Source organism: Burkholderia metallica (assembly GCF_001718555.1).
GTDB classification, from domain to species: Bacteria; Pseudomonadota; Gammaproteobacteria; order Burkholderiales; family Burkholderiaceae; genus Burkholderia; species Burkholderia metallica.
Genome location: NZ_CP013403.1, coordinates 101,381 through 121,159, shown reverse-complemented (window position 1 = coordinate 121,159; position 19,779 = coordinate 101,381). Strand labels below are relative to the sequence as shown.

The window sequence follows — 19,779 nt, the reverse complement described above, 5'->3', positions numbered from 1 at the left end:
CGCCTCCCGCACCCGACAACACCAATTACCGGAGACACCATCATGAAAATCCGTTCCGTGCGCGCACGCGTATTCCAGTGGAAAGGCAAGACCGTTCCGCCCCAGGGCAACTTCTGCTCGAACGCGATGGATCTGCTGTACGCGCCGCAGGAAACGATGAGCACGTTCCGCTTCCATTCGTGGACGGTCGTCGAGGTCGAGACCGACGACGGTATCGTCGGCCTCGGCAACGTCGCGCTCGCGCCGCATGTCGCGAAGGTGATCATCGACCAGTACCTCGCGCCGCTCGTGATCGGCCACGACCCGTGGGACTACGAATACCTGAACCAGCGGATGTATCGCGCGACCCACGCGTGGGGCCGCAAGGGCATCGGCATGGCCGCGATCTCGGCGGTCGACATCGCGATCTGGGACATCCTCGGCAAGAGCGTCGGCAAGCCGGTGTTCAAGCTGCTCGGCGGCCGCACCAAGGAAAAGATCCCCTGCTACTACTCGAAGCTCTACCGCACCGACCTGAGAGAGATGCAGGACGAGGCGCAGCGCTACCTGAAGGAAGGCTTCCGCGCGTTCAAGATGCGCTTCGGCTACGGGCCCGCACACGGGCAGCAGGGCGTGACCGAGAACCTGAAGTCGGTTGCGGCGATCCGCGAGGTGATCGGCTACGACAACGACCTGATGCTCGAGTGCTACATGGGCTGGAACCTCGAGTACGCGAAGCGCATCCTGCCGAAGCTTGAGAAATACCAGCCGCGCTGGCTGGAAGAACCGGTGATCGCCGACGACATCGACGGCTATGCGGAGCTGAACCAGCTGACGCGCATCCCGATCTCCGGCGGCGAGCACGAGTTCTCGCTGTACGGCTTCAAGCAACTGCTCGACCGCAAGGCCGTGTCGGTCGTCCAGTACGACACGAACCGCGTCGGCGGGATCACGATGGCGCACAAGATCAACGCGCTGTGCGAGGCGTACAGCGTGCCGGTAATTCCGCATGCGGGCCAGATGCACAACTATCACCTGACGATGAGCACGCTCGCGTCGCCGATGAGCGAGTACTTCCCGATGTTCGACGTCGAGGTCGGCAACGAGCTGTTCTATTACATCTTCGACGGCGAGCCGGTGGCCGAGAACGGCTTCCTGCAGTTGCGCGACGACGTGCCCGGCCTCGGCCTCACGCTGAAGACCGAGTTCCTCGACCAGTTCGACATCGTCGAGTGAGGCCCGCCATGCACGCACGCTACCAGGGCGTCTTTCCGGTCGCGCCGACGATCTTCGACGCGACCGGCGCGCTCGATCTCGACGGCCAGCGCCGCTGCCTCGAGTTCATGATCGATGCCGGTTCGCAAGGCATCTGCATCCACGCGAACTACTCCGAGCAATTCTCGCTCGGCGACGACGAACGCGACCTGATCACGCGCGTCACGCTCGAGCACGTCGCGGGCCGCGTCCCGGTGATCGTCACGACGTCGCACTTCAGCGCGCGGATCTGCGCGGAGCGCAACCGGCGCGCGCAGGCGCTCGGCGCCGCGATGGTGATGGTGATGCCGCCGTATCACGGCGCGACATTCCGCGTGCCGGAGGCGCAGGTGCGCGCGTTCTTCCGCGAGGTGACCGACGGCCTCGACATTCCGCTGATGATCCAGGACGCGCCCGCGAGCGGCGTCGCGCTGCCGGCGCCGCTGCTCGCGTCGCTCGCCCGCGAGATCGACGCCGTGTCGTACTTCAAGATCGAGACGGCCGGCGCAGCGTCGAAGCTGCGCGAGCTGATCGCGCTCGCCGGCGACGCGATCGAGGGGCCGTGGGACGGCGAGGAAGGCATCACGCTGCTCGCCGATCTCGATGCCGGCGCGACCGGCGCGATGACGGGCGGCGGCTATCCGGACGGGATTCGCCGGATCACCGACGCGTATTTCGCCGGCCGCCGCGACGAAGCAGTCGAGCAGTACGCGCGCTGGCTGCCGCTGATCAACTACGAGAACCGCCAGTCCGGCTTCCTGACCGCGAAGGCACTGATGCGCGAAGGCGGCGTGATCGCGTGCGACGCACCGCGCGCGCCGTGGCCCGAACTGCATCCCCAGGTGCGCGCCGGGTTGCTCGACACGGCGCGTCGGCTCGATCCGCTCGTGCTGCGCTGGGGACGCTAGGCGCCCGGCATCGGTTCATCCGCGCAACGCCGCAGGGCGTTGCGCATCGGCGGCCGGTGCGATACCGGCGCGTCACGGCGTGACGGCGGTCCATCAGAAGACCGCCGCCGCCCATTATCCGGACTGGAGACACCATGACCCTGTTGAACCCGGCCACCCCGGCATACGAAGCCGACGAAGCCATTCCGCGCCGCCGCTGGCTGCGCGTGATTCCGCCGCTGCTGCTCGCCTGCATCATTTCCTACATGGACCGCGTGAACATCGCGTTCGCGATGCCCGGCGGGATGAACGCCGATCTCGGCATGGACGCGACGATGGCCGGCCTTGCCGGCGGCATCTTCTTCTTCGGCTACCTGTTCCTGCAGATTCCCGGCGGCCGGCGCGCGGCGCTCGGCAGCGGCAAGACCTTCATCGCGTGGTCGCTCGTGAGCTGGGCCGTGCTGTCGGTGCTGACCGGGCTCGTCACGCACACCTGGCAACTGCTGACGCTGCGCTTCCTGCTCGGCGTGGCCGAGGGCGGGATGCTGCCCGTCGTGCTGACGATGGTCAGCCACTGGTTTCCCGACCGCGAGCGCGGGCGCGCGAATGCGATGGTCATCATGTTCGTGCCGCTCGCCGGCATGATCACCGCGCCGCTGTCCGGCTTCATCCTCGCCGCGTACGACTGGCATCACCTGTTCTTTAGCGCGGGCGCGCTGTCGCTGCTGTGCCTGGTCGTATGGCTGATGTTCGCCGACGACGGCCCCGAGACCGCGCGCTGGGTGTCGCCGCGCGAGAAAGCCTACATCCTCGACGCGCTGCGCGACGAACAGGAACGCAAGCGCGCAGCCCGCACGCCGGCTGCCGCGTCGTTCGGCGAGATGCTGCGCAACCCGACGATCTGGCTGCTGATCGCGATCAACTTCTGCTATCAGGTCGGCATCTACGGCTATACGATGTGGTTGCCGACCCTGCTGAAAAACCTCACGCACACCGGGATGGGCAAGATCGGCCTGCTCGCGATGCTGCCGTACGTCGCGATGGTGATCGGGATGTTCGTCACGTCGTATTTGTCTGACCGAACCGGCAAGCGCCGCCTGTTCGTGCTGCTGCCGCTCGTCGGCTTCGCCGCGTGCCTCGCGCTGTCGGTGCTCACGCACGCGTCGATGGCCGTGTCGTTCGCGTTCCTGATCGGCTGCGGCTTCTTCCTGCAGGCGGCCGCCGGCGTGTTCTGGGCGATTCCGCCGAAGCTCTGCAGCGTCGAGACGGCCGGCAGCGCGCGCGGCCTGATCAACGCGCTCGGCAATCTCGGCGGGTTCTGCGGCCCGTATGCGGTCGGCGTGCTGACCCAGCACGTGAGCGCGGCGGCCGGCGTGTACAGCCTCGCGATCACGCTCGCGGTGGCCGGCCTGCTCGCGCTGACGCTGCCCAAGCGCTGCGAGGACTGATGGCCGATACACTGGACAACGAACGAATCGACGGAGACACACCATGAACGACATCCTGTTGCTGGTGCAGAAATGCGCCCATACCTTCAGCTTCTACGACCTCGACACGAAAACCGCGCTCAGGCACGTCGTGCTGCCGAACTTCCCGCACGAGTTCACCGTCGACGTGAACGAGCGCTACGCGTACGTCGGCATCTTCGGGATCGAGACCGCATGGTCGCGCGGCCATGAAGGCGATCACCGGATCGCCGAGATCGACCTCGTCGAACGCACGCATACGCGCATGCTCGACCTGTGGCCGTACTACCGGCCGCACGGGATGGCGAGCGACCGCGACGGCCGGCTGTACGCGATGAGCGAGGCGCACGACATGCTGCTCGTATTCGACGAGCCGACCAAGCAGCCCGTGCCGAACATGGCGGTGCCGTCCGGCGGCGTGAAGACGCACCTCGTCACGCTCACGCGCGACGCGAGCCGTGCGTACGGCGTGCACCTGTTGTCGAATACGGTCACGCAATTCCATCCGCGCGACGCGACGGTCGCGCCGCGCGCGGTGATGCCCGGCCCGCGCCCCGAAGGCAACGCGCTGTCGAGCGACGAGCGCACGCTGTTCGTCGCGAATCGCGGCGACGACACGCTCGTCGCGATCGACACCGAAACGATGACCTGCGGCCGCCGCGTGAAGACGCGCAGCGATCCGAACCGCATCTACCGCACGAGCGCGCCGGACGGCCGCGACCTGTTGCTGCTGACCAATTCGGGCGAACGGTCGATCTCCGTGTTCGATGCGCGGCAGCTGGAGGAGATCGAGCGCATCGCACTGCCGGCCAACCCGACCGCGCTGTCGTTCCATCCGTCGCGGCGCGTCGCGTACGTGTCGTTCCAGGACGACTACGTGCGCGAGCTCGACCTCGATACGTGGCGTTTCGTCGGCGCGCTGGCGACGCTGCGCGAGCCCGATGCGTCGTACGTGCTCGCCGGAGCCCGCTGACATGCACGCCCCGCCGCCGCCCGACGGCCTGCCGGATGCGCTCGTCGATGCGCACCACCACCTGTGGCGGCTCGACGCGGGCGCGCACTATCCGTGGCTGCAGGAGGACTACGATCCGGCGCGCTTCATGTTCGGCGACTACGCGGCGCTGTGCCGCGATTTCGGCGTGGACGATCTGCGGCGCGCGGCGCAACGCACACCGATCGTCGCCAGCGTGCACGTCGAGGCCGAACGGGCGCGCGGCGAGGCGCTGGCGGAAACGCGCTGGCTGCACGAGGTCGCGGCGTCGCACGGGTTGCCGTCGGCGGTCGTCGCGTGGGTCGACCTGCTCGCCGGCGATGCGGATGAACGGCTCGCCGAGCAGGCCGCATGGCCGCGCGTGCGCGGCGTGCGCTTCAAGCCGCGCACCGCGGCCGCGCCCGATGCGCTCGTCGACGGGCCGGGCACGCTGCGCGATCCGCGCTGGCCGGCCGCGCTCGAACGCGTCGCCGCGCACGGGCTGTGCTGGGATCTGCGCGTGCCGTTCTGGCATCTCGACGACGCGGCCGCGCTGCTGGCCGATGCACCGGATGTCGACGTGGTGCTCGAACATGCGGGGCTGCCGTGGGATCGCTCGGACGCGGGGCTCGCGCGCTGGCGGCGCGGGATGGCGGCGCTGGCCGCGTGGCCGCGCGTGGCCGTGAAGATTTCCGAACTCGGCTTGCGCGATGCGGCGTGGAACGACGCGGACAATGCACGGATCATCCGCGACACGATCGCGATCTTCGGCGCGCAGCGCTGCCTGTTCGCGAGCAACTTCCCGGTGGCCGGCCTGCGCGTGTCGTATCCCGCGCTGCTGCGTACGTTCGCGCGTTCGATGACGCACCTCGACGACGCCGCGCGCCGTGCGATCTGGCATGACAACGCGCTGCGGGTGTACCGGATCGCACTCGATGCGTCGGCTCGCCCGATCACCGGATAACGCACGCTGCCTGCCTCGCCCCCGCACCCCACGACCACATTTTGTGCATCGCACGACGCACGCTGAGCAAAAAGTATCGGTCCGCGAATTCTTTTGATGTGGTGATCGCATCGCCCCCGTCACACCATTGTTCCTGCCGTCATCGGCGGCATTCGAACAAGCAGAATCAAGGAGACACGGGTGAACAAGATGCGAATCGTCGCAGCCGGCCTGCTGCTCGGCGCCTGTCTGCCGGGCGTCGCGGCCGCGCAAACCTGCAAGGTGCCGACCCTTCGGGTGCTCGCGCAGAAGAGCCTCGGCCTGTCGGTGATGGAAAAATCGCTGGCCGACTACGAGAAGAAAAACGGCACGAAGGTCGAGATCAGCTACTTCGGCGAAAACGACCGCCGCGCGAAATCGCGGCTCGACGCGTCGACCGGCGCGGGTTCGTACCAGATCTACTACGTCGACGAGGCGAACGTCGCCGAATTCGCGTCGGCGAACTGGATCGTGCCGCTCCTCAAGTACTACCCGAAGGAATACGACTACGACGACTTCCTGCCCGGCCGCCGCGCGGTCGCAAGCTACAACGGCGTCGCGTACTTCGCGCCGCTGATCGGCGGCGGCGACTTCCTGTTCTACCGCCGCGACCTGCTCGACGCCGCGCACATCCCGGTGCCGAAGACGCTCGACCAGCTCGTCGCCGCGATCAGGAAGCTCAACGCGCCGCCGAAGCTGTACGGCTGGGTCGCGCGCGGCCAGCGCGGCTCGGGGATGAACGTATGGCGCTGGTCGCCATTCATGCTCGGGATGGGCGGCGCGTGGACCGACAAGGCCGGCCAGCCCGCATTCAACTCGCCGGCCGCGGTGAAGGCCACGCAACTCTACAGCGAACTGTTCAAGTACGCGCCGCCGGGCGCCGCGACCTACGACTGGAGCAACGCGCTCGAAGCGTTCCGCTCGGGCAAGGTCGCATTCATGATCGAATCGACGCCGTTCGCCGACTGGATGGAGGATGCGAGCAAGTCGAGCGTGGCCGGCAAGGTCGGCTACACGCGCCCGCCCGCGCCGCTGCCGTCGGCCGCTTACGGACACGGCTTCGCGATCTCGGCGGTCGGCGCGAAGGACGACTGCACGCGGATGGCCGCCGGCCGCTTCATCGCGTGGGCGACCAGCAAGGACCAGGAGCAGGCGCGGCTGCGCAACGGCGTGTTCAGCGACTACAACCGGTCGAGCACGATCGCGAGCCCGTACTTCAGGCAGCACGTCGCACCGCAGATCCAGGCCGGGCTGAACGACACCAACCCGGTCACGCAGGTGACGATCTGGCGCACGCCGCAGTGGCCGGACATCGGCGACAACCTCGGCATCGCGCTCGAACAGGTGTTCACCGGCACGCAGACGGACGTGCGCGGCACGCTCGACGATGCGGCCCAGTACGCGAAGGACGCGCTCGAACATGGCGCTCGCAAATGACGGCGCCGGCGGACGCGCGCTCGACGTCCGCCCGGCCCCTTCCCCGCCTGCCGCACCGTCCGCCCGGCGCGGCCGCGCGCGCCGCGACCGCACGAGCCTGCCGTGGGTGTTCCTCGCGCCGACGCTCGCGCTGCTCGCGGTCCTGAGCCTCGTCCCGACCGTCGCCGCGATCAACCTCGCGCTGCGCAACCGCGTGCTGCGCTATCCGGACAGCGAATACGTCGGCCTGCGCAACTTCGTGCGGCTCGCCGCCGACCGGCGCTTCCTGAACGCGATCGAGGTGTCGGTGCTGTGGGAAGTCGTCACGGTGGCCGGCGCGGTGATCGTCGGGATCGCGCTCGCCGTGTTCCTGTTCGAGCGCGTACACGGCCGCTGGCGCCGCGTCGCGTCCCTGGTGCTGATCATGCCGGTGCTGCTGCCGCGCGTGTCGGCCGCGTTCATCTGGAAGTTCATGTATGCGCCGCTCACCGGCATCCTGAGCTGGCTGCTCGGCACGATCGGCATCGAAAACACCGCGTTCCTCGCCGATCCTCATCTCGCGCTGTACGCGGTCGCGCTCGTCGACGTATGGCAATGGGGGCTGTTCTTCGCGGTCGTGATCCTGAAGCTGCTGGAGACGCTGCCGCCCGAACCGCTCGAAGCCGCGCGGCTCGACTACGCGACGACGTGGCAGGTGCATGCGTACATCGCGCTGCCGATGCTGAAGGCGCCGCTCGTGAGCCTCGTGTTCATCAAGATGGTCGAATCGCTGCGCTCGTTCGACCTGATCTACGTGATGACCAAGGGCGGCCCCGGCATCGCGACCGAGACACTCGATCTCTACGCGTACCAGCAGGGCATCGGCCTCGCCGGCAAGGTGTCGTATGCGTCGAGCATGGCCGTGCTGATGATGGTCGCGACCACGCTCGTCTTCACGCTCATCTGGAAGAGGGTCAACAAATGGGACGACTGATGGCCCGCCGCGGCGGCGGCGGCGCAAGCATTTCGACCGCATCGACCGTCGCGATCGCCGGCGCGATCCTGCTCGTCGCCGCGTTCCCGCTGTTCTGGGCAGTGCTCAATTCGCTCAAGCACCTGCTCGACATCGTCACGCCCACGCCGCGCTTCTTCTTCACGCCGACGCTCGCGAACTACGAGCAGGTGCTGTCGAGCCCCGAGGTGCTGATCGGGCTCGGCAACAGCATCGCGATCGTCGGCGCGGCCGTGCTGATCGGCGCGGTGCTCGGCGTGCCGGCCGCGTATGCGATCGCGCGCTATCCGGTGCGCGGCAAGCGCGACATCCAGTTCTTCCTGCTGTCGCTGCGCTTCCTGCCGCCCGTGGCGGTCGCGCTGCCGCTGATCGCGATCTGGGTCGATCTCGGGTTGTACGACACGAAGCTGTCGATGATCGTCACGTACCTGCTCGTCACGCTGTCGACCATCACGTGGCTGTCGATTCCGGTGTTCCGCCGGCTGCCGCGCGAGATCGAGGAAGCCGCCGCGCTCGACGGCTACGGCCCGTATGCGGTGTTCTGGCACATCGCGCTGCCGGTGTGCGCGAGCACGCTGCTCGGCGGCATCGTGTTCAGCTTCGTGCTGGTGTGGAACGAACTGATGATCGCGCTCGCGCTCACGTCGTCGCGCAGCGCGACGCTGCCGGTGGTCGCCTCCGCGTTCACGTCGCTCGGCCAGGAAGTGCCGTGGGGCGTGATCAACGCGTCGACGGTGCTGCTCGCGCTGCCGCCGCTCGTGTTCGTCGGCATCCTGAGCCGGCTGCTCAATTCGATGGTCAACGGAAAATAAGGAGGATGTGTTGAAAGCGCTCGTACTCGAACGCACGCGCGAGCTCGCGCTGCGCGACATCGACCTGCCGCAGGCGGTCGGCCCCGGCGACGTCCGGATCAAGGTGCATACGGTCGGTGTGTGCGGCAGCGACGTGCATTACTACGTTCACGGCGGGATCGGCCCGTTCCGCGTCGACGCGCCGATGGTGCTCGGCCACGAGGCGTCCGGCACCGTCGTCGAGACGGGGGCCGGCGTCACGCACCTGCGCGTCGGCGACCGCGTGTGCATGGAGCCCGGCGTGCCGCGCCTCGATTCTCCCGCGACGCTGCGCGGGCTCTACAACCTCGATCCCGACGTGCGTTTCTGGGCGACGCCTCCCATACACGGCTGCCTGACGCCTTACGTCGTGCATCCGGCCGCGTTCACGTACCGGCTGCCCGACAACGTGTCGTTCGCCGAAGGCGCGATCGTCGAGCCGCTATCGATCGGCCTGCAGGCCGCGAAAAAGGCGGCGATGAAACCGGGCGACCTCGCGGTGGTGATCGGCGCCGGCACGATCGGCGCGATGACGGCGCTCGCCGCGCTCGCGGGCGGCGCCGCGCGCGTGATTCTCGCCGACGTCGTGCCCGACAAGCTCGCGCTGTTCGCCGACAACCCGGCCGTCACGACCGTCGACGTGCGCACGCGGCCGCTCGCCGATGCGGTGGCGGAAGCATCCGGCGGCTGGGGCGCGGACGTCGTGTTCGAGGCGAGCGGCAGCGCGAACGCGTATGCGGGTCTTGTCGACCTGATGTGCCCGGGCGGCTGCGCGGTGCTGATCGGGATGCCGGTCGCCCCGGTGCCGCTCGACGTGGTCGCGCTGCAGGCGAAGGAAGGCCGCATCGAATCGGTGTTCCGCTACGCGAACATCTTCCCGCGCGCGCTCGCGCTGATCGCGTCCGGCGCGATCGACGTGAAGCCGTTCATCTCGCGCACGTTCCCGTTCTCCGAAGGCGTGCGCGCGTTCGAGGAAGCGGCGAGCGGCCACCCGCGCGACGTCAAGATTCAGATCGAAATGGATTGAGCCATGGCCCGGATCACCTGCAAGGCTTTGTCGAAGCACTACGACGGCGGCCCCGCCGTGCTGCACCCCCTCGACCTCGAGATCGCCGACGGCGAATTCATCGTGCTGCTCGGCCCGTCCGGCTGCGGCAAGTCGACGATGCTGCGGATGATCGCGGGCCTCGAGGCGATCACCGGCGGCGAGCTCGTGATCGGCGATGCGGTCGTCAACGACCTGCCGTCGCGCGAGCGCAACGTCGCGATGGTGTTCCAGAACTACGCGCTGTACCCGCACATGACGGTGTACGACAACATCGCGTTCGGCCTGCGGCGCCTGAAGGTGCCGGCCGACGAGATCGACCGCCGCGTGCGCGACGTCGCGCGCATCCTGAGCCTCGACGCGCTGCTCGACCGCCGCCCGCGAGCGATGTCGGGCGGCCAGCAGCAGCGTGCGGCGATCGCGCGCGCGATGATAAAGACGCCCGCGGTGTTCCTATTCGACGAGCCGCTGTCGAACCTCGACGCGAAGCTGCGCACGCAGTTGCGCGGCGACATCAAGCGGCTGCACCAGCGGCTGAAGACGACCACGCTGTACGTCACGCACGACCAGTTGGAGGCGATGACGCTCGCCGACCGTGTCGTGCTGATGCGCGGCGGCCACATCGAGCAGATCGGCACGCCGGCCGAACTGTACGGGCAGCCGCACACGGTCTTCGCCGCCGGCTTCGTCGGCACCCCGGCGATGAACTTCGCGGACGGCACGATCGAGCGGCTCGGTGCGAACGTGCTGCTCGAATGCAACGGCACGCGCTGGCCGCTCGCATCGCCGCATTTCGCCGGGCTGCACGACGGCCAGCAGGTGAAGGCCGCGATCCGCCCCAACCACCTGCGGCTCGTCGCCGAAACCGATCCGACCCCGGGCCCGCTCGCGCTGACCGGCACCGTCGAACTCGTCGAACTGCTCGGCGCCGAGGCGCTCGTCACGCTGGACTGGTGCGGCCAGCCGTGCGCGGCCCTCGTGCCGGCCCCGATGGCTCCGGCGCCGGGCGCCGTGGTAGCGTTGCGCTTCGACGAAGAAGCCCTGCATCTGTTCGACGCCGGCACCGAGCGCAACGTCGCGCTGCCGGACGCGAACCCGATCGCGCACGCGGCGCCGCCGGCGGCCGCTTCGCGCGCCGCGCCGCCCGCCGCGACGGGCTGGTCGATGTCCCGTTCGTAGCACGCCGGCACGCCCCGCAGACGGAGCTCACGATGAACCCGGATCTCGAGATCGTTCCCACCCACCGCGACGAGTCGTTCCGCGCGTGGATTCACGACTATCCGCATTCGGTCGCGAAGTGGCACTTCCATCCCGAGTACGAGATTCATCTGATCCAGTCGTCGCACGGCAAGATGTTCGTCGGCGATCACATCGGCGATTTCGGCCCCGGCAACCTGATCGTCACCGGGCCGAACCTGCCGCACAACTGGGTCAGCGAACTCGCCGACGGCGAACGCGTGCCGTCGCGCGACGTCGTGCTGCAGTTCTCGCGCGATGCGATCGAGAAGATGGTCGGCGCGTTCAGCGAGCTGCAGCCGGTGATCGACCTGATCGACGATGCGGCGCGCGGCGTGCAGTTTCCCGATCGCGTCGGGCTCGACGTCGCGCCGCTGATGCTCGAACTCGCGAACGCGCACGGCTGCCGGCGCGTGGAGATCCTGATGTCGCTGTTCGACCGGCTGTCGTCGTGCCGCGAGCGGCGCGTGCTCGCGGGCCCCGGCTACCGCAGCGACGCGCAGCACTACATGTCGTCGACCATCAACCAGGTGCTGTCGTACCTGAAGCAGAACCTGCCCGGCATGCTGCGCGAGACCGACGTCGCCGCGTTCGCCGGGATGAGCGTCAGCACCTTCACGCGGTTTTTTCGCCGCCATACCGGCTCGTCGTTCGTGCGCTACCTGAACCGGCTGCGCATCAACGAGGCGTGCGAGCTGCTGATGTTTTCCGACCTGACGGTGACCGACATCTGCTACCGGGTTGGCTTCAACAACCTGTCGAACTTCAACCGTCAGTTTCTCGCGATGAAGCAGGTGCCGCCGTCGAAGTTCCGCGCGCTGCACCGGCTCAACGAACCGCACGGCCGCGACGACGCACCGCCGCTTCGGCGTACGCCGCCGCGCGCCCCAGACAGGACGCTTCACCCGTGACATTTCTCGGCATCGATCTCGGCACGTCCGAGGTCAAGGTTCTTCTCACCGATTCCCGTTCGGTGCCCCTCGCGACCGGCTCGGCCGCGCTGTCGATCAGCCGGCCGCATCCGCACTGGTCCGAACAGAGCCCGCAGGCGTGGTGGCATGCGATGCTCGACGCGATCGCGTCGGTGCGCGCCGCGCATCCGGCCGGCTTCGCCGCGCTGCGTGGCATCGCGCTGTCCGGGCAGATGCACGGCGCGACGCTGATCGACCGCGCGGACCAGGTGCTGCGCCCCGCGATCCTGTGGAACGACACGCGCGCCGGCACCGAATGCGTCGAACTCGAAGCGCTGGTGCCGGAATCGCGCACGATCACCGGCAACATGGCGATGCCGGGTTTCACCGCGCCGAAGCTGCTGTGGCTCGCGAAGTACGAACCGGCCGTATTCCGCGCGGTGCACAAGGTGCTGCTGCCGAAGGACTACCTGATCTGGCGCCTGTCCGGCGAATTCGTGTCCGAGATGTCCGATGCGTCGGGCACGCTGTGGCTCGACTGCGCGCGCCGCGACTGGTCCGACCGGATGCTCGCCGCGACCGAGCTGACGCGCGCGCAGATGCCGCGCCTCGTCGAAGGCAACGCGCCCGCCGCGCAATTGCGCGACTCGCTGCGCCGCGAATGGGGCATCGCCGGGCCCGTGACGATCGCCGGCGGCGCCGGCGACAACGCGGCGTCCGCAATCGGCATGGGCGTGACGGGCGCCGGCAGCGGCTTCCTGTCGCTCGGCACGTCGGGCGTGCTGTTCGCCGGCAACGACCGCTTCGCGCCGAACCCGGACGCGGCCGTGCATGCGTTCTGCCATTGCATCGAAGGGCGCTGGCACCAGATGAGCGTGATCCTGTCGGCCGCCGCGAGCCTCGACTGGCTCGCCCGCGCGCACGGCACGACCGCCGGCGAGCTGGCCGCACGCGCCGAGCGCGCGGACCCGGCGCGTGCGCCGCTGTTCCTGCCGTATCTCGGCGGCGAACGCACGCCGCACAACGACGCGCATGCGCGCGGCGTGTTCTTCGGGCTCGCCAACGAGCACGCCGCGGACGATCTCGCGTATGCGGTGATGGAAGGCGTCGCGTTCGCGATGGCCGACGGCTACGACGCGCTGCGCGCGGCCGGCACGACGCTCGACGCGGTGTCGTTCATCGGCGGCGGCTCGAAGAGCGCGTTCTGGGCGCGGCTGTGCGCGAATGCGACGGGGCTCGCGATGCATCGTCACGCGGACGGCGCGGTCGGCGCGGCGCTGGGGGCCGCGCGGCTCGCGCGCGTCGCCGCGACCGACGACTCGCTCGCGGAAGTCTGCGTCGCGCCGCCCGTCACGGAGACGGTCGCGCCCGATGCCGCGTCGGTCGATCTGCTGGCCGGGCGGCTCGCGCGGTATCGGCGGTTGTATCGCGCGTTGAAGGACGAGTTCGCGGCGGCTGACTGAGCGCTCGCCGCGTGGGCGTGTATCTCTTCTCGGGCTGCGTCGCCGCGGACATCACGCCCGCTTGACCCGGCCCCTGGGGCCGCCTTTATGCTGATCGTCACGAATCGACGACCCGAAGGTGACCCATGAACGACGTCACGCGTGGCCTAAGCGCATCGGAAGCCGCTGCCCGGCTCGGCGTATCGGTCAAGGCGCTGCGGCTGTACGAGCGGCAAGGACTGGTCACGCCCGCGCGAACGGTGGCCGGATACCGGGCCTATGGCCCGGAGGATCTGGCGCGTGCCGCCGACATCGCGGCGCTTCGCGCGCTCGGCTTGAGCCTTGCCCAAGTCGCGAACGTGCTGAACGGCGACGCCCGCAGCCTGAGCGATGCACTGGCGACGCATGAAGCGACGCTCGAACGCGGCATTCAGGATCTGGTCGGCAAGGTCGACAAGGTTCGCGCGATCCGCGCCGATCTCGCGCGCGGCCGCATGCCCGACGACGGCGAACTGACGCGCCTGCTCGATCCGGCGGCTGCCGGCGTCGCGTTCAGCCTGCCGTGGCCGTGGGGCGGCGAATGGTTCGAGTGGCGCGATATCCGTCCGCTGAACTACATCATCGGTTCGCTGGGCAGCGGCAAGACACGGCTCGCATTGCGGCTGGCCGACGCATTGCCCGGCGCTGCGTTCATCGGGCTGGAGCGGCTCGAGCACGACGGCGCGGCTGCCTTCGCCGCGTTGCAGGCCGATCCGGCATTGAAGGCGCGCGTCGAGCGCACGTCGGCATGGCTCGCGGACGAAGGCGCCACACCGTCCGCGGCGCTGACCGCGCTGCTCGTCGGCCTCGAAGCGGACGGCATCGGCGCCCGGGTCGTGGACATGATCGAACAGGATCTCGACCGGCCGACACAGGAGGCGTTGATTGCGTACCTTCGCCGCCGCGCCAGGGCCGACGGCCGGCGGCCGCTGTTCATGCTGACGCGCTCGTCATCGATAGTGGACCTGTCGGCCGTCGGCCCCGACGAGGCGATCATTCTGTGTCCCGCCAACCATAGCCCGCCGGCCCGCGTCGCACCGTACCCCGGCGCACCCGGGTATGAAGCGGTGGCCACTTGTCTGGCGTCGCCCGCCGTCCGCGCAAGGATCGCGCGGCGGCCGGAGGGCGGGTGATGGTGTCGCCCGGGTTCGCAGTTACTGTCGGCGATGACCGGCGTATCGGGTCCGGGCCGCCGGTGCCGTAGGGCGCCAGAGTATCGGCAATGGTGTGCGCAGAAAATCAGCGAGTTGCGTCAGGGCGCGTCACTGGTACGGGGCGGGTGGCGGAGTTTGTGAAACCGCTCTACTGCGGCGCTTGCAACGATGACGCACATCGGCAGTCCGGCACGCCATCGCGACAGGTTGGCGCGTAAACCTCGCGGCAGGCTGCGTCATTCACTGCGTTCAGCGCAGCGTCCTGAAACTCGCGCGAAGCTCTTCCGATAGCGCTTGAGGCTGCTCCCACGCTGCAAAGTGCCCACCTTTCGACAACCGATTGAAGTGAACCAGCCTGGGATAAGCGGCTTCCGCCCAACGCTTCGGCGCAGCGTAGATCTCGTCCGGAAAGACGCTGACGGCCACCGGAATCACAACATGTTTCGGGGCAAAGAAGCTCAGCTTGCTCTCCCAGTACAGTCGCGCCGATGAAACGGCCGTGTTCGTCAGCCAGTACAACGTGACGTTGTCGAGAACGTCGTCTCGTGTGAGCCCTTCAGACTCGCCATTGAAGACGCGTGTGATGAGTGCGAGACCCGACGCGTCGTGGTCCAGCATCCACGCGGCGAGGCCGATGGGCGAATCTTCGATCGCATACAACGTCTGCGGCCGGTTTGCCATTTCCTGCGCGTAACCGAGCCCGTGCTTGTAGAAGAAATCGAGTTGGTCGAACGCGTGTTTTTCATCGGACGAGAGTCCGGACGGTGCCGGATCGCCGAATTTCAGTGCCGTCGCGATGTCGTCCGGCACGGTCGCCGGCATGTTGGTGTGAATGCCGAGCAGCCCCGGCGGCTTCAACAGGGCCATTTGCTCCGTGACCGCATTTCCCCAGTCACCGCCTTGCGCGACGTATCGCTCGTACCCGAGACGTTGCATCAGCACGACCCACGCGCGCGCGATGCGCTGGGGATCCCAGCCGGTCGTCGTGGGTTTGCCCGAGAAACCGTACCCCGGCAACGACGGAATCACGACGTCGAAAGCGTCCGACGGCGACCCGCCATGCGCTGTCGGATTGGTAAGGGGATCGACAATTTTCAGCTGTTCGACGATCGAACCCGGCCAGCCGTGCGTGACAATGATCGGCAATGCGTTTGGATGCTTCGACCGCACATGAATGAAGTGAATGTCGAGCCCGTCGATCTCGGTAACGAATTGCGGCAACGCGTTGAGCGTTGCCTCGACCTTGCGCCAGTCGTATCGCGTCGCCCAGTAGTCGGCGAGCTTTTGCATCGTCGCAAGTTGCACACCCTGCGACGTATCGTGCACTGTCTCGCGCTCGGGCCACCGGGTTGCCTTGATGCGTCGCCGCAATTCGACGAGTTGAGACTCCGGCGCATGCACGTGCAACGGCCGGATCGCGGTTTCGTCGCCGCCGGCCGACGTGGCGATGTCGCCGACAGGTCTATCGGCCCCGGCGAAGGTGACCGCATTGAACGAACCCGCCACGGCGGCTGCCACTACGACGCCCATGAAATGACGGCGCGATGTGGCCGTCGGAGAAACATCAGTTGACATACGAACTCCGGTTTTCAGCATGGAAAGTCGGTGAATCAATCAATACGGCGCGCGCGTCTATCGATTGCGTTTCATATCAGGACTACTTATTGATGTGCATGAAAAATACAGCCTCGTTTGCCACGCTTACGCGAGATACCCCGTTACGCCATCCCAAAGCAGTTTTACCGCGGCCACCACCAACAGTCCGTAGCAGGCTCGATAAACCTGGCGCTGATCGAGTTTCGCGTGAAGTCGCCAACCGGTCACGACACCGGCAGGAATCGCACAGAGGCAGACCGCCATCACGATCCAGACATTGCCCGTCGGCCTGGCCAGAAGCAGCCATGGCACTGCCTTGGTCGCGTTCCCTACGGTAAAGAACATGCTCGTGGTCCCCGCATACACTTCCTTGCTGAGACCAAGAGGCAGCAGATACATGGCGAGCGGCGGCCCGCCCGAATGCGCGACCATCGTGGTCACGCCCGAAGCGAGACCGGCCGTGATCGCCTTCGGCCTGGAACGCGGACGAACCGTCAACGCTGCGCCCGCGCCCAACCATAATCCGACGAAGATCAGCGTAATCGCCGCCATCACGATCGCGATCGCGCGGTGGTCGAGGAGCCGGAAGGTCAGATAACCGACGCCGATGCCGGTCACGAGCCCCGGCAAAAGCAGGATCAGGTCCGGCTTCGACCATGTCGAAGGCTTCCAGTACCGCAATGCGAACAGATCCATTGCGATGAACAGCGGTGCGAGCATTCCGCCCGCGGTAACCGGATCCATCACCAACGACAGCAGCGGAATACCGACGATAGAAAAGCCGCCGCCGAAGGCCCCTTTCATGAACGAGATCAGGAACACACCAGCAAAGGCGATCAGTAGCGTGATGAATGTCAGTTGCAGATCCATCCCGGTCGACGAAATCATCACGATGACCTCGCGCGGTCGGCGTCACACCCGCCCGACAGGCGTGAAGATCCCGTCGTCCTTCCCGCATAGGCGGGACGGGCAGTAATCGAGGCGGTGAAAGGCATATTGCGTCTCCACGAATGCTCCGAGGTCAATGCGGCGCCTGAGCGGATTTCGCCGAAACGACGCGCATGCACATTGGCCGTAGAAGCTTTGCAATCCCGGTACAATCGGGCGGTGAAGACAGAATGCACCGGCCCAATACTCGGTGCAATAAAAACATTGAACTCGGTGCAATTTACATTGAACTCGGTACATTGAATGTCAAAGTCGGAATACCTGAAGTTGGCCGACACGATCGCCGCAGAAATTGCCGACGGAACGCTCAGGCCGGGCGACCGGCTTCCTCCGCAGCGGAATTTCGCGGACCAGAGAAAGATCGCCGTGTCGACGGCCAGCAGGGTTTATGCAGAGTTGTTGCGCCGAGGACTCGTCGTCGGCGAGGTAGGGAGGGGAACGTTCGTTTCGGGCGACGCAAGGCGCGGAGCAGCAGCGCCAGGCGAACCGCGGGACGTACGGATCGATCTGGAGTTCAATTACCCGATCCTTCCCGACCAAACGACACTCATCGCGAGAAGCCTGAGCGGGCTCGAACGAGCTGCGGAACTCGCGAGCGCCTTGGGTCAGGCAACAAGCAGTGGAACGCCCGCCATCAGGAACGTCTCTGCCGCCTGTCTGGCGCGCAATGGTTGGGCGCCTTCTCCCGAGCAACTGGTCTTCACGGGGAATGGGCGGCAAAGCATCGCCGCCGCGGTCGGCGCCATTGTGCCGACGGGCGGCCGCTGCGGCGTCGAAACGCTGACCTACCCGTTTATCAAGGGCATCGCTGCGCGGCTGGGTATCACGCTGGTTCCGCTCGCGATGGACGAAGGCGGCGTGCGCCCCGACGCCGTGCTCAAAGCGCACCGGGAGGCGAATCTTTCGGCGATCTACATTCAGCCCGCCATCCAGAATCCGTTGGGCATGACGATGAATGCGGCGCGACGGGAAGATCTCTTGCGCGTCGTGGAAACGCTCGGCATTCCCGTCATCGAGGACAACGTGTACGGCTTCCTCGACGACGAGCCGCCGCTGGCGGCGCTCTCACCGGACAATTGCGTCGTCATCGACAGCCTTTCGAAGAAGGTCGCGCCGGGGTTGACGCTGGGATTCGTCGTGACGCCGCGTCGGCTGCGTGAAACCGTGATGGCGTCGGTGCGCTCGGGCGGATGGACGGCATCGGGATTTGCGTTTGCGGCCGCACAGCGCTTGATGAGCGACGGTACGGTTGCCGAACTCGCACGACTGAAACGCGTCGACGCCGTAGCCCGTCAGAAGCTGGCCGCCGACCGTCTGTCGGAGTTCGATATCCAGACGAACGGAAAATGCTTTCATCTGTGGTTGACGCTTCCGGCCCATTGGCGCTCGCAGGCGCTAGTCGCTGCCGCAGCCCGGCGAGACATCGCGTTGACGCCCTCGACCACCTTCGCAGCCTCGCCCGGCCATGCGCCGAATGCCGTCAGGCTCGCGCTTGCGGCGCCGACAATGGACCAGCTCGACGCCGGTCTGCTGACACTGAGCGGGATCCTGAATGCAAGAGAAGAGGATTTCGATTCGACCGAATGAAGTCATTGCGCGCTTCTCCCGCTTATCGTCGATCTTGACAAGCGAATCCTCCGCCATCCGGCCAGCACGACACTTCGTCAGGCCCCCACCCTCCACAACAACTTCTGCCTACTCCGCATCAGTAATTCCCAGCTCACCCAACAACCACGCCTTGAACGTCTCGAACGCGTCGTGCCGCTCCGGCCTTTTCGGGTACACGAGGTAATGCCCGACGTACTCCACCTCCCGCGTGGACCCGGCAAGCGGCCTCACCAGTTGCCCCCGTTGCAACTCCCGCTCCGACAGAAGCGTCGATTCCAGCACGACGCCCAGGTTGTCGACCGCGGCGGCGATTGCCATCGCGCTGCGGTCGAAGCGCAACCCGTAGTGCGTCGGCGGCGGTAGCCCGTTGGCTTCGAACCACCCTGCCCACTGATACATCTGCACTTCGCACTGAATCAAAGGCAAGTGATAAAGATCCTCCGGTTTGCGTATCTGTTCGGCCAGCGCCGGCGTGCACAACGGCGCGAGGCCTTCCACCGCCAGCGGAATCTTCTGGTGCGGCGACGGCCGCGGTTCCCCATAGACGATGTCCAGATCGAAGTCATCGTCGAACCGCGCGTACTCCGTACTTGCCGAGAAGCGCAGGTCGATATTCGGATGGTCCCGCACGAAGCCCGCCAGCCGCGGCAACAGCCATTGCGTCGCAAAGCTGGGCGCCGTATGCAGGCGCAGCGGCGCGCGCTCCTCCTTCGTCAACAGCGCAAAGCCGCGCTGCATCTCGTCCATCCCGCGCTGAATGTGCTCCATCAACATCGCACCTTCGCGCGTCAGTCGGACCTCTCTCGTACTTCGCTGAAAGAGTCGATGGCCGAGCAAGTCTTCGAGCTTGCGTACGGAATGGCTCACGGCGCTGGGCGAAAGGCTCAATTCGCGCGCAGCGGCGGCAAACGAAAGCAGACGGCCGGCAGCCTCGTAAACCCGGATGTAGGACAGCGGCACCTTGCGGAAAACGTTCATGGGCGGTGATTCATGAATGGTATTCATCGCCTGTTGCAATCTTTTCT

General features: G+C 66.9%; 17 protein-coding genes. 14 read left to right on the top strand and 3 right to left on the bottom strand.

All coding sequences use genetic code 11. The features are described from left to right. Positions 1 to 42 precede the first annotated feature (42 nt). The 13 genes from WJ16_RS20405 to WJ16_RS20345 all read left to right on the top strand — a co-directional run bounded on the left by WJ16_RS20405 (position 43) and on the right by WJ16_RS20345 (position 14,581). A complete protein-coding gene (locus tag WJ16_RS20405; protein WP_069258929.1) occupies positions 43 to 1,215 on the top strand; it encodes an L-rhamnonate dehydratase in 1,173 nt (390 codons plus the stop codon). Between the two features lie 8 nt (positions 1,216 to 1,223). Beyond that, complete coding sequence (locus WJ16_RS20400) at positions 1,224 to 2,141, top strand: dihydrodipicolinate synthase family protein (protein ID WP_069258928.1); 918 nt, start codon at positions 1,224 to 1,226, stop codon at positions 2,139 to 2,141. Between the two features lie 134 nt (positions 2,142 to 2,275). Next, positions 2,276 to 3,568 carry an MFS transporter gene (locus WJ16_RS20395; protein WP_069258927.1) on the top strand — a complete coding sequence of 431 codons (1,293 nt, stop codon included), beginning with the start codon at positions 2,276 to 2,278 and terminating at the stop codon, positions 3,566 to 3,568. 43 nt (positions 3,569 to 3,611) lie between these two features. After that, positions 3,612 to 4,559, top strand: a complete 948-nt coding sequence (locus WJ16_RS20390; protein WP_069258926.1) for a YncE family protein — start codon at positions 3,612 to 3,614, stop codon at positions 4,557 to 4,559. Between the two features lies 1 nt (position 4,560). After that, the gene (locus WJ16_RS20385; RefSeq protein WP_069258925.1) at positions 4,561 to 5,520 is read left to right on the top strand and encodes an amidohydrolase family protein; all 960 of its coding nucleotides are present in this window, start codon (positions 4,561 to 4,563) and stop codon (positions 5,518 to 5,520) included. Positions 5,521 to 5,709: 189 nt separating this feature from the next. After that, positions 5,710 to 6,975, top strand: coding sequence for an ABC transporter substrate-binding protein (locus WJ16_RS20380; RefSeq protein ID WP_418219887.1), 1,266 nt, complete (start codon positions 5,710 to 5,712; stop codon positions 6,973 to 6,975). Next, positions 6,959 to 7,927 (top strand): carbohydrate ABC transporter permease, encoded by a 969-nt coding sequence (locus WJ16_RS20375; protein ID WP_226243243.1) that lies wholly within the window; start codon positions 6,959 to 6,961, stop codon positions 7,925 to 7,927. Before WJ16_RS20380 ends, WJ16_RS20375 begins: the two co-directional genes overlap by 17 nt. After that, the gene (locus WJ16_RS20370) at positions 7,915 to 8,757 is read left to right on the top strand and encodes a carbohydrate ABC transporter permease (RefSeq protein WP_069258923.1); all 843 of its coding nucleotides are present in this window, start codon (positions 7,915 to 7,917) and stop codon (positions 8,755 to 8,757) included. The genes WJ16_RS20375 and WJ16_RS20370 overlap by 13 nt, the downstream gene beginning before the upstream one ends. Before the next feature lie 10 nt (positions 8,758 to 8,767). Next, positions 8,768 to 9,802, top strand: coding sequence for an NAD(P)-dependent alcohol dehydrogenase (locus WJ16_RS20365; protein ID WP_069258922.1), 1,035 nt, complete (start codon positions 8,768 to 8,770; stop codon positions 9,800 to 9,802). 3 nt (positions 9,803 to 9,805) lie between these two features. Then, on the top strand, positions 9,806 to 10,999 hold the full coding sequence (locus WJ16_RS20360; RefSeq protein WP_069258921.1) for an ABC transporter ATP-binding protein: 1,194 nt from the start codon (positions 9,806 to 9,808) through the stop codon (positions 10,997 to 10,999). A gap of 32 nt (positions 11,000 to 11,031) precedes the next feature. Continuing rightward, the gene (locus tag WJ16_RS20355) at positions 11,032 to 11,967 is read left to right on the top strand and encodes an AraC family transcriptional regulator (protein WP_069258920.1); all 936 of its coding nucleotides are present in this window, start codon (positions 11,032 to 11,034) and stop codon (positions 11,965 to 11,967) included. Further along, entirely contained in the window at positions 11,964 to 13,430 is a 1,467-nt protein-coding gene (gene xylB / locus WJ16_RS20350) for a xylulokinase (protein ID WP_069258919.1), read from the top strand. Before WJ16_RS20355 ends, xylB begins: the two co-directional genes overlap by 4 nt. A gap of 125 nt (positions 13,431 to 13,555) precedes the next feature. Continuing rightward, positions 13,556 to 14,581, top strand: coding sequence for a MerR family transcriptional regulator (locus tag WJ16_RS20345; protein ID WP_069258918.1), 1,026 nt, complete (start codon positions 13,556 to 13,558; stop codon positions 14,579 to 14,581). Positions 14,582 to 14,851: 270 nt separating this feature from the next. On the opposite strand, the gene WJ16_RS20340 is transcribed toward WJ16_RS20345, so the two are convergent. Both WJ16_RS20340 and WJ16_RS20335 read right to left on the bottom strand, forming a co-directional pair. After that, positions 14,852 to 16,177, bottom strand: a complete 1,326-nt coding sequence (locus WJ16_RS20340; RefSeq protein ID WP_069258917.1) for an epoxide hydrolase family protein — start codon at positions 16,175 to 16,177, stop codon at positions 14,852 to 14,854. Between the two features lie 126 nt (positions 16,178 to 16,303). Beyond that, positions 16,304 to 17,068 carry a sulfite exporter TauE/SafE family protein gene (locus WJ16_RS20335; protein ID WP_236858357.1) on the bottom strand — a complete coding sequence of 255 codons (765 nt, stop codon included), beginning with the start codon at positions 17,066 to 17,068 and terminating at the stop codon, positions 16,304 to 16,306. A gap of 321 nt (positions 17,069 to 17,389) precedes the next feature. Here WJ16_RS20335 and WJ16_RS20330 point away from each other — a divergent pair, with 321 nt between their 5' ends. Beyond that, positions 17,390 to 18,733 (top strand): aminotransferase-like domain-containing protein, encoded by a 1,344-nt coding sequence (locus WJ16_RS20330; RefSeq protein ID WP_069258915.1) that lies wholly within the window; start codon positions 17,390 to 17,392, stop codon positions 18,731 to 18,733. Between the two features lie 108 nt (positions 18,734 to 18,841). On the opposite strand, the gene WJ16_RS20325 is transcribed toward WJ16_RS20330, so the two are convergent. Further along, on the bottom strand, positions 18,842 to 19,759 hold the full coding sequence (locus WJ16_RS20325) for a LysR substrate-binding domain-containing protein (protein ID WP_208607019.1): 918 nt from the start codon (positions 19,757 to 19,759) through the stop codon (positions 18,842 to 18,844). Positions 19,760 to 19,779: the final 20 nt, after the last annotated feature.